The organism is Loigolactobacillus rennini DSM 20253, assembly GCF_001436505.1.
Classification (GTDB): domain Bacteria; phylum Bacillota; class Bacilli; order Lactobacillales; family Lactobacillaceae; genus Loigolactobacillus; species Loigolactobacillus rennini.
On record NZ_AYYI01000010.1, the window covers coordinates 1 to 16,620 of the forward strand.

The following is a 16,620-nucleotide window of genomic DNA, read 5'->3' on the forward strand; positions in this document are numbered from 1 at the left end:
GTGATTAGAACTTTTATAATTAATTCACCAACAACAGTTGACGAAGAGCCTTTTTTTACTGCTAACATTATTTACGTCTTCTCCGGGCCTTTTTTAGCCGTTTACGTTTACGCTTTTTTTGTTTACGTGCCATCGAACCCATTGCCATTTTTCCTAATTTGCCTGACATCCCTTGGCCAAATAACTGATCCATGCCGGAGAAGTTTCCTTTGGACATTTTATTCATCATTTTCCGGGATTGATTAAACTGTTTGATCATCCGGTTAACTTCTTGAATTGGTCGGCCAGCACCTGCTGCGATGCGCCGGCGACGACTAGGATTCAACAGACCTGGTTTAACCCGCTCTGCCGGTGTCATGGAATAAACCACGGCCTTCATGTGACCAATTTGTTCTGGCCCCATTTGAATTTGGTCGGCGCCAGGAATTTTATTCATTCCTGGCATCATTTTCATAATGTCTTTTACACCGCCCATTTTTTGAACCTGATCCAATTGATCAATAAAATCATTAAAATCAAAGGTATTTTCTTGAACTTTTTCCGCTAAATCGGCTGCTTTTTTCTCATCATAATCAGTTTGTGCCTTTTCAATTAGCGTAAGCATGTCACCCATGCCTAAAATTCGGTCAGCCATTCGATCGGGATGGAATACATCTAACTCGCTAAGTTTTTCACCTTGACCGGTAAATTTAATTGGTTTGCCCGTCACTGCCCGGATTGATAAAGCAGCCCCACCACGGGTGTCACCATCTAATTTAGTTAAAACAACACCAGTGATGTCCAATTGCTGATTAAAACTCTCCGCCACGTTAACAGCATTTTGCCCGGTCATCGCATCTACTGTGAGCAAAATCTCATTCGGCTGCGCAATTGCTTTTAAATCAGCCAGTTCTTGCATTAACTTTTCATCAATTTGTAACCGACCGGCAGTATCAATGATGACATAATCATTTTTCTTCTCTGCTGCCTGCGCTAAACCTTGCTTAACGATTTCTCGTGGATCCACGTCTGTCCCTAATTGGAAAACAGGTGCATCCACTTGTTGCGCAACCGTTTGTAACTGCTCAATTGCCGCTGGCCGGTACACATCGGCTGCAATAAATAGTGGCCGCGCCTTAGCCTGTTTTTTCAGCCGGTAAGCTAATTTACCTGCCGTGGTGGTTTTACCGGCACCTTGCAGTCCTACCATCATAATAATCGTTGGAATGTGGGGTGCCTTATTTAGAGGAACAGCTTCTTTCCCCATAACTTTTGTTAATTCTTCATCCACGATTTTAACAATTTGTTGGGCTGGAGTTAAGCTGTCTAAAACTTCTGCGCCTAAAGCGCGTTCGCGAACTGTTTTGACGAAGTCTTTAACTACGCCAAAGTTAACGTCGGCTTCTAATAAAGCCAATCGGATCTCACGCATCGCCTCACGTAGATCTTTTTCAGTAATTTTACCTTTACGCCGCAATTTGCCCATTGCGTTTTGTAAACGTTCTGTTAAGCCTTCAAATGCCATCTATGTCACCCTCTAATTATTCTGCTTCATTTTGCTCTAACGCATTGATTAAGGCAATTAATTGCGCATCATCTGCATAGTGCTGCTTAATGTAAGCACTCAATTGATCCGCCAATGCATTGCGTTTTTGAAAATTATGGTAAAGCTGCAACTTTTTTTCATAATCTTCTAAAATAACTTCCGTCCGTTTAATATTATCATAAACCGCTTGCCTGCTGACATTAAACTCTTCGGCAATTTCACCTAATGAGTAATCATCTGCATAATAAAGTTGAATGTATTGATGCTGCTTTGATGTTAATAAAGGTGCATAAAACTCAAAAAGTGAATTGATTCGGTAATTTTTTTCGATTTCCATTTTAATCTCCAGCATATCCGTTAATGCATACTTATTAAGCGTACCCTAACCTAAATAGAAAAGTCAATCCGGTTTTAAAACTCATCACAACTGGTGGAAAAAGGCTTACTTTTTAATCATAATCTGCTAAAATGGAATTAAGGTATGCAATTTGATTTTAAAGGAGGCCACATGATGGTACCAACAATCATTTATTGGGGCAGTGTTTTAGTCTTAGCTGTCTGGCTAATTTGGAACGTTGGTTTCTCCATTAAATATTTAATTAGTGGTGAACGTGGTAATTTATGGGCTTTTGCTTTCTTAAACATCTTTGCCTTAATCTTTGGGTTATTAGTGGTTTGGGCTTACGGGCAAAACGGCTTTTTAGAATGGGCATTAGCAACAGATTCCAGCCAAGTACAACAAACCGCTTGGCTTGCAATTAACAACTGGATTAACGTTGCTTTGATCATCATCCAATTCTTCTTAGGACGCACCAAACAAGCACAACCAGCTAAATAATTAGCTTGGAAAAAAACAGCGGACAAGTCGTCATCACGGCTTATCCGCTGTTTTTATTAGGTTGAAAATGATTTCAAATCATCTCAATCATCCGTTTTTGCAGCATCAGGTTGAACTAAATCTTTAAATAACCCATACACAAACTCATTAGGATCAAAGGCTTGTAAATCATCGATTTGTTCACCTAAGCCTACCAATTTAACCGGAACTTTCAATTCACTGCGAATAGCAAGGACTATGCCACCTTTAGCCGTTCCGTCTAGTTTGGTCAGCACAATACCAGTAACGTCTGTGGTTTCTTTAAATTGTTTCGCTTGGATTAAGGCATTTTGACCCGTTGTCGCATCTAACACCAATAACACTTCATGTGGTGCCTCCGGAATTTCCCGGTGAATCACGCGTTTGATTTTTTCCAATTCGTTCATTAAGTTAACTTTATTTTGCAAGCGACCGGCTGTATCAACTAATAAAACGTCATCTTGCTCCTGTTTAACTTTTTGAACCGCATCGTAGACCACCGCTGCAGGATCACTTTTAGCTTTACCAGTCACAACGGGAACATCAGCACGTTTACCCCAGACCTCTAATTGCTCAATGGCACCTGCTCGAAAGGTGTCTGCAGCAGCTAAAACCACTTTCTTACCTTCCTGCTGGTATTGATGAGCGAGCTTGCCAACCGTGGTCGTTTTACCCACACCATTGACACCGACAAATAAGATCACCGTTGGTCCTTTTTCAGCAAAATTCAAACTGTTCTTTTCATCGGCCCCTTCGGCTTCATAAATGTCCACTAGTTTCTCAATGATCGTTTGCGTGACTTCTTGCTGGCTTTTTGCATTGCGCAATTTCACTTCATCACGTAGTTCATCACTGATTTTAACGGCCATTTCGTAGCCAACATCTGCCCCGATTAAAGCTTCTTCTAAATTATCAAAGAATTCTTCATCAACACTGCGAAAATTTGCAAACAAAGCATTTAGTCGCTGCCCAAAAGTTTGGCGGCTTTTAGCTAAACCTTTATCATATTTTTCTTCTGTTTTGGTTTCTGTTTCATTCTTTTGACCGCTAAAAGCTTGTTTAATTTTATTAAATAGTCCCATCTATCTGTCTCCTTTCCGTTACCTAATTTTTAAGCACTGGCTTCCCGTTGTGCGTCTTCCAACGCCACAGAAACCATCTTCGACACCCCAGATTCTTGCATGGCTACACCAAATAAGACATCCATTGCCATCATAGTTCCTTTACGGTGGGTAATCACAATGAACTGAGTTTGTTGATCATACCGTTTTAAAAAGCGGCCAAAGTGTGCCACATTTGCTTCATCCAAGGCAGCCTCAACTTCATCTAAAATACATAATGGCACCGGACGGACATTAATAATCGCAAATAATAATGTAATTGCTGTTAATGCCTGTTCGCCACCGGATAATAAGCTCAGCTGTTGTAACTTTTTCCCTGGCGGTTGTGCTGTAATTTCAATTCCTGTGGTTAATAGATCAGTGGGATCCGTTAAACTCAAATTAGCCTGTCCGCCGCCAAACATCAATGGAAAAATCTCTGCAAAGGCCTTGGCAGTTGCCTCAAAAGTAGCCTTAAATCGTTGGCCAACTTCTTGGTCCATTTCTGTCATCGTGGCAGTCAGCTGTTCTCTAGCCGTCAGTAAATCCTTGCGCTGTTCCAGCAAAAAGTCATAGCGCTGACTAACTCGCTGGTATTCCGCAATGGCGCCCAGATTAACTTCGCCTAAATCAGCCAAACCTAATTTTAATAATTTTTCTTGTTGCTTCAATTGACTAAAATCTGTTGTTAATGTGTCAGCCTTAGCTGCTTCAAAACTAAGTTGATAATCGCTTTCCAACTGTGTCAATGCTTGTTTTAATTGTTGGTTTAAATAATTCAAACTCGTTTTAAGTTGTTGTGCATTAGTGGCCTGCTTTTGGTAAGTGGCCTGTGCATGCGCCAATTGTTGTTCTTGTTGCTGCAAGGTGCTATCAATTTGTGCCCGCTGTAACTTTAACGTTTTAATTTGTTGTGATAATTGTGCTAATTTTTGCGCACTGGCTTTTAATTCATCTTGATTAGCGCGATGATTTTGTTTTTGAGTATCAAGCTGTTGCTGTAGCTGTTTGGCTTGGCGTTGATCACGAGTAATTTCAGCTTGCAACGCACTTTGCTGCTCAACATGTTCACGATAAGCTTGCTGCCGCTGTCTTTGCCGTTCTTGTGCAACAGCAAGAGCTGTTTTCAACTGTTGCTGTTTTGCAGCACTAGCTGTTTGGTCAGCTTGCCAATTAGACAAGCGAGTTTGTTTTTCTGCTAGTTCAGTTTTTAATTGTTGAATTGCAGTAGTAACCTGTTGTGTTTGCTGTTGATTAGTTGTCAATTTTTCTTGATTACTAATTTTAGTTTCATTTTGCTGTTGATCCGTAAAAGCGATGGCTTTTTGCTGTTGTGCCAACTGTGCTTGCTGCCGCTGAACATCTTTCACGATTCCTTGCTGTTCTAAAAGCTGGGGCGCCAGCGCCTTTAATTTTTGTTCTAGCGTAACATTTTGTTTTGCTGCCGCTTCCAGTTGCGCTTTTTTGGTTTGCAGTGCTTGTTCTTTAGCTGTTAATTGCTGTTTCATTTGGGCAATTTGAGCAGTTAATGTTTGTTGTTCTTGTTTTCTGGCTAATAAACCACCCCGCTGATTATGACCACCACCGGTCATTGCACCACCAGGATTCAACAAATCACCCTTTAAAGTGACAATCCGCACGCGGTGTCGTAGTGCTGTCGCAATTTTAATGGCTGCATCTAAATCAGTAGCAACCACAATGCGACCCAATAAATAACGGATGACATTAGCATATGCTGATGAAAATGTCACTAGATCAGCTGCTAATCCAACGTAACCCGTAATGCCAGTTAACTGTTGCTTTTGAAATTGATTTAATGGTTGTGGCTGCATCACCGCTGCCGGCAAAAAGGTAGCCCGACCTAAACGATGGTGGCGCAAATAATTAATTCCATTCTTACCAGCCGCTTCATCTTTGACCACAACCGACTGCAACTGGTTGCCCAGCGCACTTTCAATCGCTTGGTTATACTTTTGCGGTACGTCAATTAATTCGGCGACTGCACCAATAATCCCAGTAATTTGCTTTTTATGTTTCAAAATGCCGCGAACACCAGCATAAAAGCCGCTATAATCTTCTTGCATCTCTGCTAAACTGGCTTGTTTTGCCTGTGCCTTTTGCATAATTGCTAACGCTTGGTACCATTGTTGCTGCTGCTGCTGATAATGAGCTTGCTCAGTTTGACTTTGGGATTGCAATTGTTGTCGTTGCTGCTGTAACTGCTGCTGTTTTTTTGTAAGTTGAGTGACCTGTGCAGCCGCTTTTTCTTGTTGCTGTTTTAAAGCTTGTACACGTTGCATCAGCGCTTGCTGCTGTGCCTGTTGTTTTTGATCTTGAACTTGGTCTTGCTGTTGCTGACGTTTAAGGTAAACTGCTTCATTGTGTAGCGATGTTTGTTGCTGTAACTGATCAATATAGCGTTGCCGTAGTTTTTCAATGGCTTTTTCTAAAGTTGCTTTATCCAATTTTTGGTGTGCTTTAGCCTGTTTGATCTGTAATTCCTGTTGGTGTAATTGTTTAGCTGCTTGAGCCAACGCTTTTTTTTCATCAACTAAACTTTGATGTTGCTTTTGCAGTTTATCATTTTGTTGAGTTAGACCTGTTTTTAAGTTTGCTAGATTTTCTTGCGCTACTCGCCGGCGCTCACCAACTAATTCTGTCTGACTAGAGAGCTCGCCTTGATGTTTAGTGATCTGCAATTGCTGTTGCTGCAATCGGTCTAATTGCTGGGCAACTTTTTGTTGCTGCTTTTTTTGCGCGTTAACTTGCGTTTGGAACTCATTTTGATTGTGCTGGGCTAACTGAACGTTCTCCTGTGTTTGTGCCAACGTTTGTTGTTGCTGATCGCGCTTAGCCGCCTGTGCTTCAATTTGCCGCACCAATAATGTTTTAGACACTTGGTCTAATTGCTTTTTCTGGCGCAAATAATCTTTTGCTAAACTACTTTGTTTTTTTAATGGCTCAACTTGCTGCGCTAACTCACTGATAATGTCCGAAACACGGTTTAGATTTGCAGCAGTTTCCGTTAACTGATTGTCTGCTTCCTTTTTACGCTGCTTATACTTGACAACGCCAGCCGCTTCCTCAATAATGCCGCGTCGCTGTGCTGGTTTACTATTAAAAATGGCCGCAATTTTTCCTTGTGAAATAATGGAAAAGGATTCTCGCCCCAGGCCAGAATCCATAAACAAATTCACAATATCACGTAATCGGCAGCTTTTTTGATTCAAATAAAAAGTAGACGTACCATCACGGTACAGTACGCGACTGACATTAACTTCATCATAATCTGATTTTAGCTGGTGATCCTGATTATCAAAGGTTAGGCTGACTTCGGCGCGATTTAACGGTTTGCGAGCATTAGAGCCAGCAAAAATAATATCTGGCATTTTACCCCCACGCAAATTCTTAGCGGATTGTTCACCTAAAGCCCAACGGATCGCTTCAGTAATATTGCTTTTACCACTACCGTTCGGGCCAACAATGCCGGTAATGCCATGATTAAATTGAATGGTCGTTTTATCAGCAAACGACTTGAACCCACTGATCTCCAAGGTTTTTAACTGCAAATTGCCAGCCCTCCTTCCATTGTTTTACGGTTAATCATCAGCTTGTAATTTTTGTAAGGCAACTTCTGCAGCTGCTTGTTCCGCAATTTTTTTAGTATGACCAGTTCCTCGGCCTAAAACTTGATCGTGGGCGATGACCTCAACTGTAAATTTAGTATCATTAGCTGGACCAGTTTCCGAAATCAAATGATAAGTGATTTCAACTTCACCATCCCGCTGTAAATATTCCTGTAAGTTGGTTTTATGATCCATAACGTAAGAAAAGGTCCCATTATCAATCTTAGGAAAAACCACCTGGGCAACAAACCGATGGACGGCTGCCACACCTTGATCTAAATATAATGAACCAACGAAACTCTCAAAAATATCACACAATAGTGAATTACGTTGCCGAGCGCCATTATTTTCTTCACCTTTACCTAATTTAATGTAACGGTCAAAATGACATTCCCGCGCAAAAGCACTGAAACTATCCTCACAGACAATTGCTGCCCGTAATCGGGTCAATTTACCTTCAGGATAATTTGGGTACTTTTTATACAAATATTCCGACACCATAAGCTCCATTACCGCATCACCTAAAAATTCAATTCGTTGGTAATCCTGCAGTTTCAGGTTCGGGTGCTCATTGACATAAGAAGACTGTGTAAATGCCTCCGTCAGCAAATCAACATTATGGTACTCAATACCAAAATTATCACGTAACTCGTTTAAAAAAGCTTGCTCCACAACTTTTACTCCCTTCAAGCTTGTCCTTAGTGTTTGACTACAACAGCGTATTATACAGGTTTTTACAGTAAAACACTAATCAAAACTCAATCTAAGCAGCAGATTAATGCACCTAAATAAAAATGAGCCTAAGCGTTCCAAAAGGAGCACTTTGACTCATCATGATGCTGCTTTATTGATGATTCTTGATGTAAGTGACTGCATCACCAACAGTAACTAACTTTTCAGCATCCTCATCTGGGATCTCAGCGCCAAACGTATCTTCTAATTCTAGAATAAATTCCACAATATCAATTGAATCAGCGTCCAGGTCCTTTTTAAAATCTAATTTCATACTGAATTGATCGGCTGATAATTCAAAGCGCTCCTCAATCAATTTCGCGATCTTGTCATAAATTTCTTGTTCAGTCATTCAATCCCTCCTGGCCTAGCTAGCACAATTATCAGGCTAAGCAGTAAATTATAATTGTTTTCACTGGTGCAAGACTTAAAACCACCACGAAAAATGGCTGAACGCAACCGATCTTTTAAGGTGATTTTAAAGTTCAAATAGTAGTGTAATGGTTTTAATCCAGATTGTCTAGTCTAAACTCAATCCTTTTTTTGTGGCGCTCGCGTTAATTGATTCTGGCTAAAATAAGTGACCACATCATCAATAACATTTTTAGCCAACATTGCATGGATTTGACTAATAGTGTAATAAACTGCTGCTGGTGTTGCCGTACCGTGCGTTTTCACTACCGGTGCCTTCAATCCCAACAAAACAGCCCCACCATAGCGTGAATAATCAAATTGTTCTCGCATACCGCCTAAACTACTTTTTAACAAAGCACCGCCTATTTTACTTTTAACACCACCATTTAAAATGGTCCGTTTTAGCAAACTTAAAATGGACAACGCGGTGCCTTCAATAGATTTTAACGCTGCATTACCAGTAAAACCATCGGTAACAATAACATCAGCACGCCCGTTTAATAATTCACGGGCTTCAATATTACCAATAAAATTCAAACTAGGTTCAGCTGCGATCAATTGATAAGCTGCTTTATGCAGTGCATTACCTTTATCTGGCTCAGTACCATTATTCAACAAAGCGATCCGCGGATGTGTAATGCCACGCATATTTTTAGCATAATAATTTCCTAAAATTGCAAATTGATACAAGTATTCTGGTTTGCTATCTGCGTTAGCACCGATATCTAAAATGTTAAACTGCCCACCAGTACGGAAATCTGGTAAGGTTGGCGTCAATCCAGGACGGTCGATTCCCTTAATCCGGCCAATAATAAACAGACCTGCAGCTAATAAAGCCCCTGTGCTGCCTGCTGAAAAAATGGCATCCGCTTCGCCGGCTTTAACCGCTTGTGCAGCCACAACCATGGAAGCATCCTTTTTACGCCGCACCGCTTTAACGGGCTCTTCATCGTCTTGAATCACTTGACTGGTAGCAATAACAGTTAACCGTTGTGGATTTTTAATCACTTGTTGAATTTTAGTTTGATCACCATAGAGTAAAAATTCGATATCCGGAAACTGATCCCGGGCCCGTTCTACGCCAGGAATAACCGTTTTGGGACCATGGTCGCCCCCCATTGCATCTACTGCAATTTTCATAAGTTAACCTCCTGTAAAAAATTTAATCTAAATTCTGATAATTTTGCGCATGTTGTTTTAAATAAACTGCTAAACCATGATTTTCCGGCCTTTGCCACGCACCTGAAACTACCAATTGCTGGGCTTCAATTTGTGCAACTTCTAGGGCACGGTAGTCCGCTACTGGATCCGCAACCTTAAACTCAGGCATTCCCGATTGCTTTTCACCTAAAACATCTCCAGGTCCACGCAATTCTAAATCCTTTTGTGCAACTTGGAACCCATCAGTGGTTGCAACCATGGTTTTCATCCGTTCAATGCCATTTTGATTTTTAGGGTCAGCAACTAAAATGCAAAAAGAAGCTGCATGTCCCCGGCCAATTCGACCGCGCAATTGGTGCAGTTGTGATAAGCCAAAGCGATCGGCGTCAAAAATCAACATGGCAGCAGCGTTAGGAACGTCAACACCGACTTCAATAACCGTCGTTGTTACCAACACTTGAAATTGATTAGCTTTAAAATCTTGCATGGTTTGCTCTTTTTCTTCATTTTTCATCTGTCCGTGTAACAGTCCCACTTGATAAGTTGGGGTGAAGGCTGCTTGCATTTTTTCAAAGATTGCCTGCGCATTTTTCAAATCCATGCTTTCTGATTCTTCAATCAACGGTGTCACAATGTAAGCTTGCCGTCCTTGTGCTAACTCTTTTTGAATAAAGGCCAATGCGTTAGGAACTTGGTTGCTGCGGATCCAGCTGGTTTTAATTGGAATTCGCCCAGCTGGCAACTCATCAATCGTTGAAACATCCATTTCGCCAAAAGCAGTAATCGCCAGTGTCCGCGGAATAGGGGTGGCGGTCATCGCTAAAATATCCGGTTGATAACCTTTTTCTCGCAAAATTCGGCGTTGATTAACGCCAAATCGGTGTTGTTCATCGGTAATTGCTAAACCTAAATTAGCAAAATCAACGCCTGTTTGGATTAAGGCGTGCGTCCCAATTAACATATCAATTTGACCGGCTGCCAAATCTGCCAACAGCTGTTTCCGGGTTTTTCCTTTAACCGCACCCGTTAACAAACCAATCTTAACATCAAAATCCGCAAAAACACGTTGTAAATTTTTATAATGTTGCTGTGCCAAAATTTCAGTAGGTGCCATCAAGGCCACTTGGTAACCTGCTGTAATGGCAGCGTACATCACAATCGCAGCCACGATGGTTTTACCACTGCCAACATCCCCCTGCAGCAAACGGTTCATGTGATAGGGACTTTTTAGATCGCGGCAAATTTCATTGACAACACGTTTTTGTGCGTGTGTCAGTTCAAACGGTAACGTTTGAATGAATTGACGTAGCTGCTGATTATCGTAATGTACTTTAACGCCTTGTTCCGGCGCTTGCTCCCTTTTTTTAAGTAGTTGTAATGCCATTTGAAACAAAAAGAATTCTTCAAAAATTGCGGTGCGCCGCGCCGCTTTTGCTTCAGTTTGCGTCTTTGGAAAATGCATACCGTGAATCATCGCACGTTCAGACATTAACCGATACTTTTGCTGTAAAGTAGCTGGCAAAACATCCGTAATCTGTGTTGCATAAGCTTGGTATGCTGCACGGATCAATTTAACTAATGTAGTTTGGCGAATCCGCTTAGAAGCACTATAAATCGATGCAAATTGGGGACTAGCTTCATTTTTCACCGCTAATACTTTCATCCCAGTCAAACTTTTACGCTTTGCATCCCACTTCCCATAAATGGCCACTTCAGTACCAGTTTCAAATTTATCTTTCAGCCAAGGCTGATTGAAAAAAGTGACGATAATGGCAGCATGATCAATTAATAACCGTACGTTTAACCGATTACGCCCGCGGCCAAAGCGACTGACAATTGGGGGTGCGATGACAACGCCCTTTAACGTGACTTTCTCCTGATCATTGATTTCATTTAGCGCTTTAACCTTTAAATCTTCATAGCGAAACGGAAAATAATGTAACAGATCATCAATGGTCACAATTTTTAATTCTTTTAGTGCCTGTTCTTTTTTAGGGCCAACCCCAGCCAATACCGTTACCGGATCCGTTAAGTGTTTAGTTGTCATCTTATCACCACCCTTCAACTACCTGGTTGCATGAGATAGAGGCTGTGATAAAAGTAGTCATTTTTCACAGCCTCTTTTTTACTTTTGACCATTATTCGAAAACGGGTTTCACCAGATAGCCATTCGTACGGATAACGGCCTAATGTCACAATTTCTTAATCAATCATCATTATTCAACCGAAACTAAGTACGGGTAAACCGGCTGATCACCATCATGTAGTTCCACTTCGATCTCATCATCTAAACCTTCAACTACTTTAGCAATGGCCTCAGCTTCTTTATGACTGCCACCTTCACCAATCATAATCGTCACAATTTCGCTATCCGCTTCTAACATTGCTTTGATCATATCAATGGTGGCTTGCTTACGCTTAGCAGCTGTCACTTTAATCTTACCATCAACGATGCCCATAAACTGGTCCTTCTTGATCGCTAGGCCGTCCACTGTTGTGTCCCGAATGGCTTGGGTCACTTGTCCGCTGACAACATCCGCTAAACCAGCCGTCATCTGCTTTTGATTATCCGCTAAGGAATGGTCTGGATTAAATGATAATAGTGCCGTCATCCCTTGAGAAATGGTTTTACTTGGGACAATGGCTACTGGCACTGATGCCACTTTAGCCGCTTCCTGGGCAGCCAGAATAATATTGCCATTGTTAGGTAAAATAATCACTTGCTTTGCGTTCACTTTTTTGATGGCATCCACAATGTCTTGTGTACTTGGATTCATGGTTTGTCCACCATTTAACACGGATGTCACGCCTAAGCTCTTAAACAGTTTGGTAATCCCTTTACCTGACGCAATTGCAACGATGCCTAGTTCAACCGGTTCCTGTGTTTCAGTTGTCTGGTCATTTTCTAAAATCGTTTCATGCTGTAAACGCATATTGTCAATTTTAATTTTTAGCATGGCACCAAACTGGCGGCCATACGCAAAAACAGCCCCTGGATGTTCCGTATGCACATGAACTTTAACCACTTCATCATCATTAACCACCAATAATGAATCACCTAATTCAGCTAAGTGATTGCGGAATGGTACGTAATCAAAAGTAGCAGTTGCTCCTGCTTTGCCTAAACCAACCATCATTTCAGTACAATAACCATGGGCAATGTCTTCGGTTGCTAGCTGACTTTGAACACTTTGGTGATGCATTGCATTAACCATTTCGTCCATTTCCCGTTCGCTAGGCGTGTAAGTATCTTGGTCAGAAACATCACCAGATAAACCTTCAAGAAAGCCTTCATAAATGAAAACTAAGCCTTGTCCACCGGAATCGACAACGCCCACTTCTTTTAAGACAGGCAACAAGTTAGGTGTGTCTGCCAGTGCTTTCTTAGCAGCAGCAACCACTGCTTGCATGATAACAACTGCGTCATCGGTTTGTTTGATCTGCTTATTAGCTGCCCGGGCCGCTTCCCGCGCAACCGTTAAAATGGTACCTTCAACAGGTTTCATCACTGCTTTATAAGCCGTTTCAACCCCATTCATCAACGCTGCGGTTAAATCACGGGCGGTTAAATTTGGCTTGCCAGCAACACTGCTGGCAAATCCGCGGAATAATTGTGATGTGATCACACCAGAATTACCGCGAGCACCCATCAACAAACCTTTAGCCAATGCCTGTGCCAATTCACCGATGTTATCGGCATCAGCTTCGTTAACTGCTTTGGCCCCGCTGCCAAATGATAAACTCATATTAGTGCCAGTATCACCATCTGGAACTGGAAAAACATTTAATGAATTGACAAATTCAGCATTTTTAGCCAAGCGATGGGCGCCTACCCGCACCATATCTTGAAATTTTGCTGCTGTTATTTCTGTTACTTCCAAAACTAATCCTCCTCTGCCGTTTTGCTGCGTTAAAACGAGCAAAACCAGCGGGACACTTGAGTATCCGCATTAAATCATTTACGTTATTTTACAATTAAATTATGGGCTAGATCTGCTAACTTATTAGCGCCGTCAATTGACTAATCCGCCAACACCCGGACACCTTGTACAAAAACATTAACTGAGTTAGCCGTCACACCTAGCATTGTTTTTAAATTATATTTTACTTTTGATTGCACGTTGCGGCAAACTTCAGAAATTTTAGTGCCGTAGCCGACAATAATATAAACATCAATGGCAACACCATTTTCTTCTTGCCGAACTACCACACCGCGTGAATAATTTTCTTTCCGCAAAATATCGTTTAAATTATCGCGGATTTGATTTTTACTTGCCATTCCGATAATTCCATAGACATCTGTTGCAGCACCGCCAACCACTGTTGCAATTACTGCATTGGCAATATCGATTGTCCCATATTGGGTTTTAATGTGCACAGCCATTAAAAGAACCTCCTAATTTAGCTTAAACAATTGGGGTACGAATTAAAAACTTCTACACGTCATTTTATCATAGCCGCCAATCATTGCAAAATTATCCTAGTCCAAAGGCAAGTATTGGCAGGTAGCGTCTCCCCGCATAGTTAAAGTTAATCTTAATTCAATTCACCATGGTAAGCAACTTTATCCCATGACAGCACTTAAATACTTTGAATGCTGACTAAATTAAACAAGCAAACTAACCCTGTCAAGCAAAACTACTTGAAAGAAAAGTGTTGCAATCATAGGCAGGATATGCTAAATTTAATCAGGTAGTCTTTAACGTGTCACATGTGATCATGCTTAAGGGAGGATTAGATATGGCTAAAGATTTCATTACCGGCAAAGGCACACAGTTTGGTAACCGGCGTTCACACGCTTTAAACCACAGCCGCCGTAGCTGGAAAGCCAACTTGCAAAAAGTACGTATTTTAGTTGATGGCAAGCCAAAACGCGTTTGGGTTTCTGCACGGACGTTAAAATCCGGTAAAGTTACTCGCGTTTAATGGTTAAAATAAAAAAGCAGTCAGGAACTTTCCTGACTGCTTTTTTAATCGCCAATTAACGATTAATCTTTACTTTGAATCACCGCAACCACACCACTTTTAAAGCTAAAAGTGGCGCTTTTTTTTATAAATTCATTGCTAGCATACATCATCGGGTGCACATCATTACGCTGGGTTAAATGATATTTTGTATCGTACAATGTCAAGCCGGTTACTGCCGTTAACGGACCAAACGCAAGGTAAGGCTTATCCGGCTCCTTCACGATTGTATGGGTGCCAGGTAAAAATAACCGTAAACTGTTTTGCCGATCCACTAACCGTACACGCTCACAATAAGGTAAAAACCGCGGTTGCAACAACATGTATAGATTATCCAAGAAATGATCCAAGCGACCGCCAGTAGCGCCAAAAATAGTCACCCGGGTCGCTTTAAACTCGGTTAATGCTAACTGCAACGCCATTTCCGTATCCGTTTCATCTTTATCTGCAACAGCATACCGAATATCTTTAACCTGCGCTTGCAAAGTCGCTAATTCAGCTTTTGAAAGTGAATCAAAGTCACCAACAGCTAACTGCGGTGTAATTCCAATCCGCAACAAACGCAGCGCACCCCGGTCTGCCGCAATCCACGGTACCTGCGTTTGCTCTGCTAAATTAAGCGGCCAGCGGGAAACTGGCCCGCCCACTAATAAATTAAATTCAGTCATGAACAGCAGCTAAATTACGCAGAGTTTGAATTTGTTTAGCAGGGTCTGCGGCACCATAAACATAAGAACCTGCGACAAAAACATCTGCGCCTGCTTGTGCACAGCTTTGCACTGTTTGATCACTGACACCACCATCAACTTCAATTTCAAAATGATAATCATTGGTTTGCCGTAACTGATCTAACCGTTTAACTTTACCCAACATTGCTGGCAAAAATTTCTGGCCACCAAAACCTGGGTTAACAGTCATTACTAAAACTTGATCGACCAAAGGTAATACCGGTTTGATTTGTTCCAAAGGTGTCCCCGGATTTAAAACCACACTGGCCTTGATGCCTGCTGCTTTAACCAATTGTAATGCCCGATGGATGTGCGGTGTGCTTTCTACATGTAAAGTTAAAATATCCGCACCTGCTTGTGCAAATTGCGTCACAAAACGCTCTGGTTCTGTAACCATCAAATGACAATCCAACACTAACTTAGTAACCGGGCGCAAAGCAGCGACCATCCCAGGGCCAAAGGTAATGTTAGGAACAAATTGACCATCCATAATATCAATGTGCAAATAATCCGCGCCACCTTTTTCAACAATCTGGACGTCACGGGCTAAATTAGCAAAATCTGCACTTAAAATTGAAGGTGCAATCTTCATGATTATCTTCCTCGCTTTCTCGTATACCTAGGTTTAGCGGTTTTTCTTTCCGCACGAAATTGTAAATAATTTTGATAACGACTAGTCATAATTTTACCACTTGCCACCAATTCTTTCACCGCACAACCAGGCTCTTGATCATGCTGGCAAGCCCGAAAACGACAATTTACCGCAGCTTTAACGAATTCAGGAAATAATTGTGGCAGTTCAGTTAATTCAAATGCAGTGAGACCTAATGAAGAAAAACCAGGCGTGTCCGCCACTAAACCACCAAATAACGGTAATAATTCTACATGGCGTGTTGTGTGCTTCCCCCGGCTTAGACTAGTGGAAACCGCTGCTGTTATTAACTGCAAATCTGGGTCAATGTGGTTGAGTAACGTTGATTTTCCCACACCAGATTGTCCCATGAAAACAGTTAATTGTTGGTTGAAATGTCCAGTTAACTGCTGCACTTGTGCAGCGGCAAACGGCTGAGCGTTAAAAAATACGGGGTAGCCAATTTGTGCATAGGCCTGTGCCACTTTTTTTAAATGAGTGAACTGAGTGGTTGTTAATAAATCAGTTTTAGTAAAATAAATCAGCGGTCGAATCTTTTTTTGTGCTAACGTAATTAAAAAGCGATCTAATAAATTACTCGAAAAATCTGGTTCCACACAAGAAGTGACCACCACAGCTTGATCAACATTCACAACCGGTGGCCGCACTAACGTATTTTTGCGCGGCAGTAATTTTAATAAATAGCCTTCAGATAAATCACTGCTTTCAAACTCAACGTAATCCCCCACCAAAGGTTTCAGCCCACGTTTACGAAAATTACCGCGGCCCCGGGTTTGAAAAGTCTGTTGGTCAGCGTAAACGTAATAAAAACCACTTAACGCTTTACGAATCTGACCCGTTATAACTGTCAAATTTGCACCT

The 16,620-nt window shown here is 41.5% G+C and carries 15 protein-coding genes; 2 read left to right on the forward strand and 13 right to left on the reverse strand.

What is annotated here, in order from left to right:
- Nucleotides 1-67 precede the first annotated feature (67 nt).
- Entirely contained in the window at nucleotides 68-1,504 is a 1,437-nt protein-coding gene (ffh, locus tag FC24_RS01700; protein WP_057873145.1) for a signal recognition particle protein, read from the reverse strand.
- Between the two features lie 16 nt (nucleotides 1,505-1,520).
- Nucleotides 1,521-1,862, reverse strand: coding sequence for a putative DNA-binding protein (locus tag FC24_RS01705; protein WP_057873146.1), 342 nt, complete (start codon nucleotides 1,860-1,862; stop codon nucleotides 1,521-1,523).
- 174 nt (nucleotides 1,863-2,036) lie between these two features.
- Here FC24_RS01705 and FC24_RS01710 point away from each other — a divergent pair, with 174 nt between their 5' ends.
- Complete coding sequence (locus FC24_RS01710) at nucleotides 2,037-2,363, forward strand: hypothetical protein (protein WP_057873147.1); 327 nt, start codon at nucleotides 2,037-2,039, stop codon at nucleotides 2,361-2,363.
- Between the two features lie 83 nt (nucleotides 2,364-2,446).
- On the opposite strand, the gene ftsY is transcribed toward FC24_RS01710, so the two are convergent.
- From ftsY to FC24_RS01750, 8 genes are all read right to left on the reverse strand, one after another.
- Entirely contained in the window at nucleotides 2,447-3,463 is a 1,017-nt protein-coding gene (gene ftsY / locus FC24_RS01715; RefSeq protein WP_057873148.1) for a signal recognition particle-docking protein FtsY, read from the reverse strand.
- A 29-nt stretch (nucleotides 3,464-3,492) separates the two neighbouring features.
- A complete protein-coding gene (smc, locus tag FC24_RS01720) occupies nucleotides 3,493-7,050 on the reverse strand; it encodes a chromosome segregation protein SMC (RefSeq protein ID WP_057873149.1) in 3,558 nt (1,185 codons plus the stop codon).
- 30 nt (nucleotides 7,051-7,080) lie between these two features.
- Nucleotides 7,081-7,779 (reverse strand): ribonuclease III, encoded by a 699-nt coding sequence (rnc, locus tag FC24_RS01725; RefSeq protein ID WP_057873150.1) that lies wholly within the window; start codon nucleotides 7,777-7,779, stop codon nucleotides 7,081-7,083.
- A 172-nt stretch (nucleotides 7,780-7,951) separates the two neighbouring features.
- Nucleotides 7,952-8,191, reverse strand: coding sequence for an acyl carrier protein (gene acpP, locus FC24_RS01730; RefSeq protein ID WP_057873151.1), 240 nt, complete (start codon nucleotides 8,189-8,191; stop codon nucleotides 7,952-7,954).
- 179 nt (nucleotides 8,192-8,370) lie between these two features.
- Nucleotides 8,371-9,393: a phosphate acyltransferase PlsX gene (gene plsX, locus FC24_RS01735; RefSeq protein ID WP_057873152.1), complete on the reverse strand. Its 1,023-nt coding sequence runs from the start codon at nucleotides 9,391-9,393 to the stop codon at nucleotides 8,371-8,373.
- A 22-nt stretch (nucleotides 9,394-9,415) separates the two neighbouring features.
- The gene (recG, locus tag FC24_RS01740; RefSeq protein WP_057873153.1) at nucleotides 9,416-11,461 is read right to left on the reverse strand and encodes an ATP-dependent DNA helicase RecG; all 2,046 of its coding nucleotides are present in this window, start codon (nucleotides 11,459-11,461) and stop codon (nucleotides 9,416-9,418) included.
- A 169-nt stretch (nucleotides 11,462-11,630) separates the two neighbouring features.
- Entirely contained in the window at nucleotides 11,631-13,295 is a 1,665-nt protein-coding gene (locus FC24_RS01745; protein WP_057873154.1) for a DAK2 domain-containing protein, read from the reverse strand.
- Nucleotides 13,296-13,435: 140 nt separating this feature from the next.
- Nucleotides 13,436-13,798 (reverse strand): Asp23/Gls24 family envelope stress response protein, encoded by a 363-nt coding sequence (locus FC24_RS01750; RefSeq protein WP_057873155.1) that lies wholly within the window; start codon nucleotides 13,796-13,798, stop codon nucleotides 13,436-13,438.
- Between the two features lie 356 nt (nucleotides 13,799-14,154).
- Here FC24_RS01750 and rpmB point away from each other — a divergent pair, with 356 nt between their 5' ends.
- A complete protein-coding gene (gene rpmB / locus FC24_RS01755) occupies nucleotides 14,155-14,340 on the forward strand; it encodes a 50S ribosomal protein L28 (protein ID WP_057873156.1) in 186 nt (61 codons plus the stop codon).
- 62 nt (nucleotides 14,341-14,402) lie between these two features.
- Here rpmB and FC24_RS01760 read toward each other — a convergent pair whose 3' ends face one another.
- Genes FC24_RS01760 through rsgA form a run of 3 tightly spaced genes read right to left on the reverse strand, consistent with a single transcriptional unit; the run spans nucleotide 14,403 to nucleotide 16,610 of the window.
- On the reverse strand, nucleotides 14,403-15,047 hold the full coding sequence (locus FC24_RS01760) for a thiamine diphosphokinase (RefSeq protein WP_057873157.1): 645 nt from the start codon (nucleotides 15,045-15,047) through the stop codon (nucleotides 14,403-14,405).
- Nucleotides 15,040-15,702, reverse strand: a complete 663-nt coding sequence (rpe, locus tag FC24_RS01765; protein ID WP_083485598.1) for a ribulose-phosphate 3-epimerase — start codon at nucleotides 15,700-15,702, stop codon at nucleotides 15,040-15,042. The genes FC24_RS01760 and rpe overlap by 8 nt, the downstream gene beginning before the upstream one ends.
- Complete coding sequence (gene rsgA, locus FC24_RS01770) at nucleotides 15,702-16,610, reverse strand: ribosome small subunit-dependent GTPase A (protein WP_057873159.1); 909 nt, start codon at nucleotides 16,608-16,610, stop codon at nucleotides 15,702-15,704. The genes rpe and rsgA overlap by 1 nt, the downstream gene beginning before the upstream one ends.
- Nucleotides 16,611-16,620 lie beyond the last annotated feature (10 nt).

Excerpts from the sequence above, each read along its gene's own strand:
- ffh (WP_057873145.1), bottom strand. The coding sequence starts at position 1,504 with ATGGCATTTGAAGGCTTAACAGAACGTTTACAAAACGCAATGGGCAAA.
- FC24_RS01705 (WP_057873146.1), bottom strand. The coding sequence starts at position 1,862 with ATGGAAATCGAAAAAAATTACCGAATCAATTCACTTTTTGAGTTTTAT.
- FC24_RS01710 (WP_057873147.1), top strand. The coding sequence starts at position 2,037 with ATGGTACCAACAATCATTTATTGGGGCAGTGTTTTAGTCTTAGCTGTC.
- ftsY (WP_057873148.1), bottom strand. The coding sequence starts at position 3,463 with ATGGGACTATTTAATAAAATTAAACAAGCTTTTAGCGGTCAAAAGAAT.
- acpP (WP_057873151.1), bottom strand. The coding sequence starts at position 8,191 with ATGACTGAACAAGAAATTTATGACAAGATCGCGAAATTGATTGAGGAG.
- plsX (WP_057873152.1), bottom strand. The coding sequence starts at position 9,393 with ATGAAAATTGCAGTAGATGCAATGGGGGGCGACCATGGTCCCAAAACG.
- recG (WP_057873153.1), bottom strand. The coding sequence starts at position 11,461 with ATGACAACTAAACACTTAACGGATCCGGTAACGGTATTGGCTGGGGTT.
- FC24_RS01750 (WP_057873155.1), bottom strand. The coding sequence starts at position 13,798 with ATGGCTGTGCACATTAAAACCCAATATGGGACAATCGATATTGCCAAT.
- rpmB (WP_057873156.1), top strand. The coding sequence starts at position 14,155 with ATGGCTAAAGATTTCATTACCGGCAAAGGCACACAGTTTGGTAACCGG.
- FC24_RS01760 (WP_057873157.1), bottom strand. The coding sequence starts at position 15,047 with ATGACTGAATTTAATTTATTAGTGGGCGGGCCAGTTTCCCGCTGGCCG.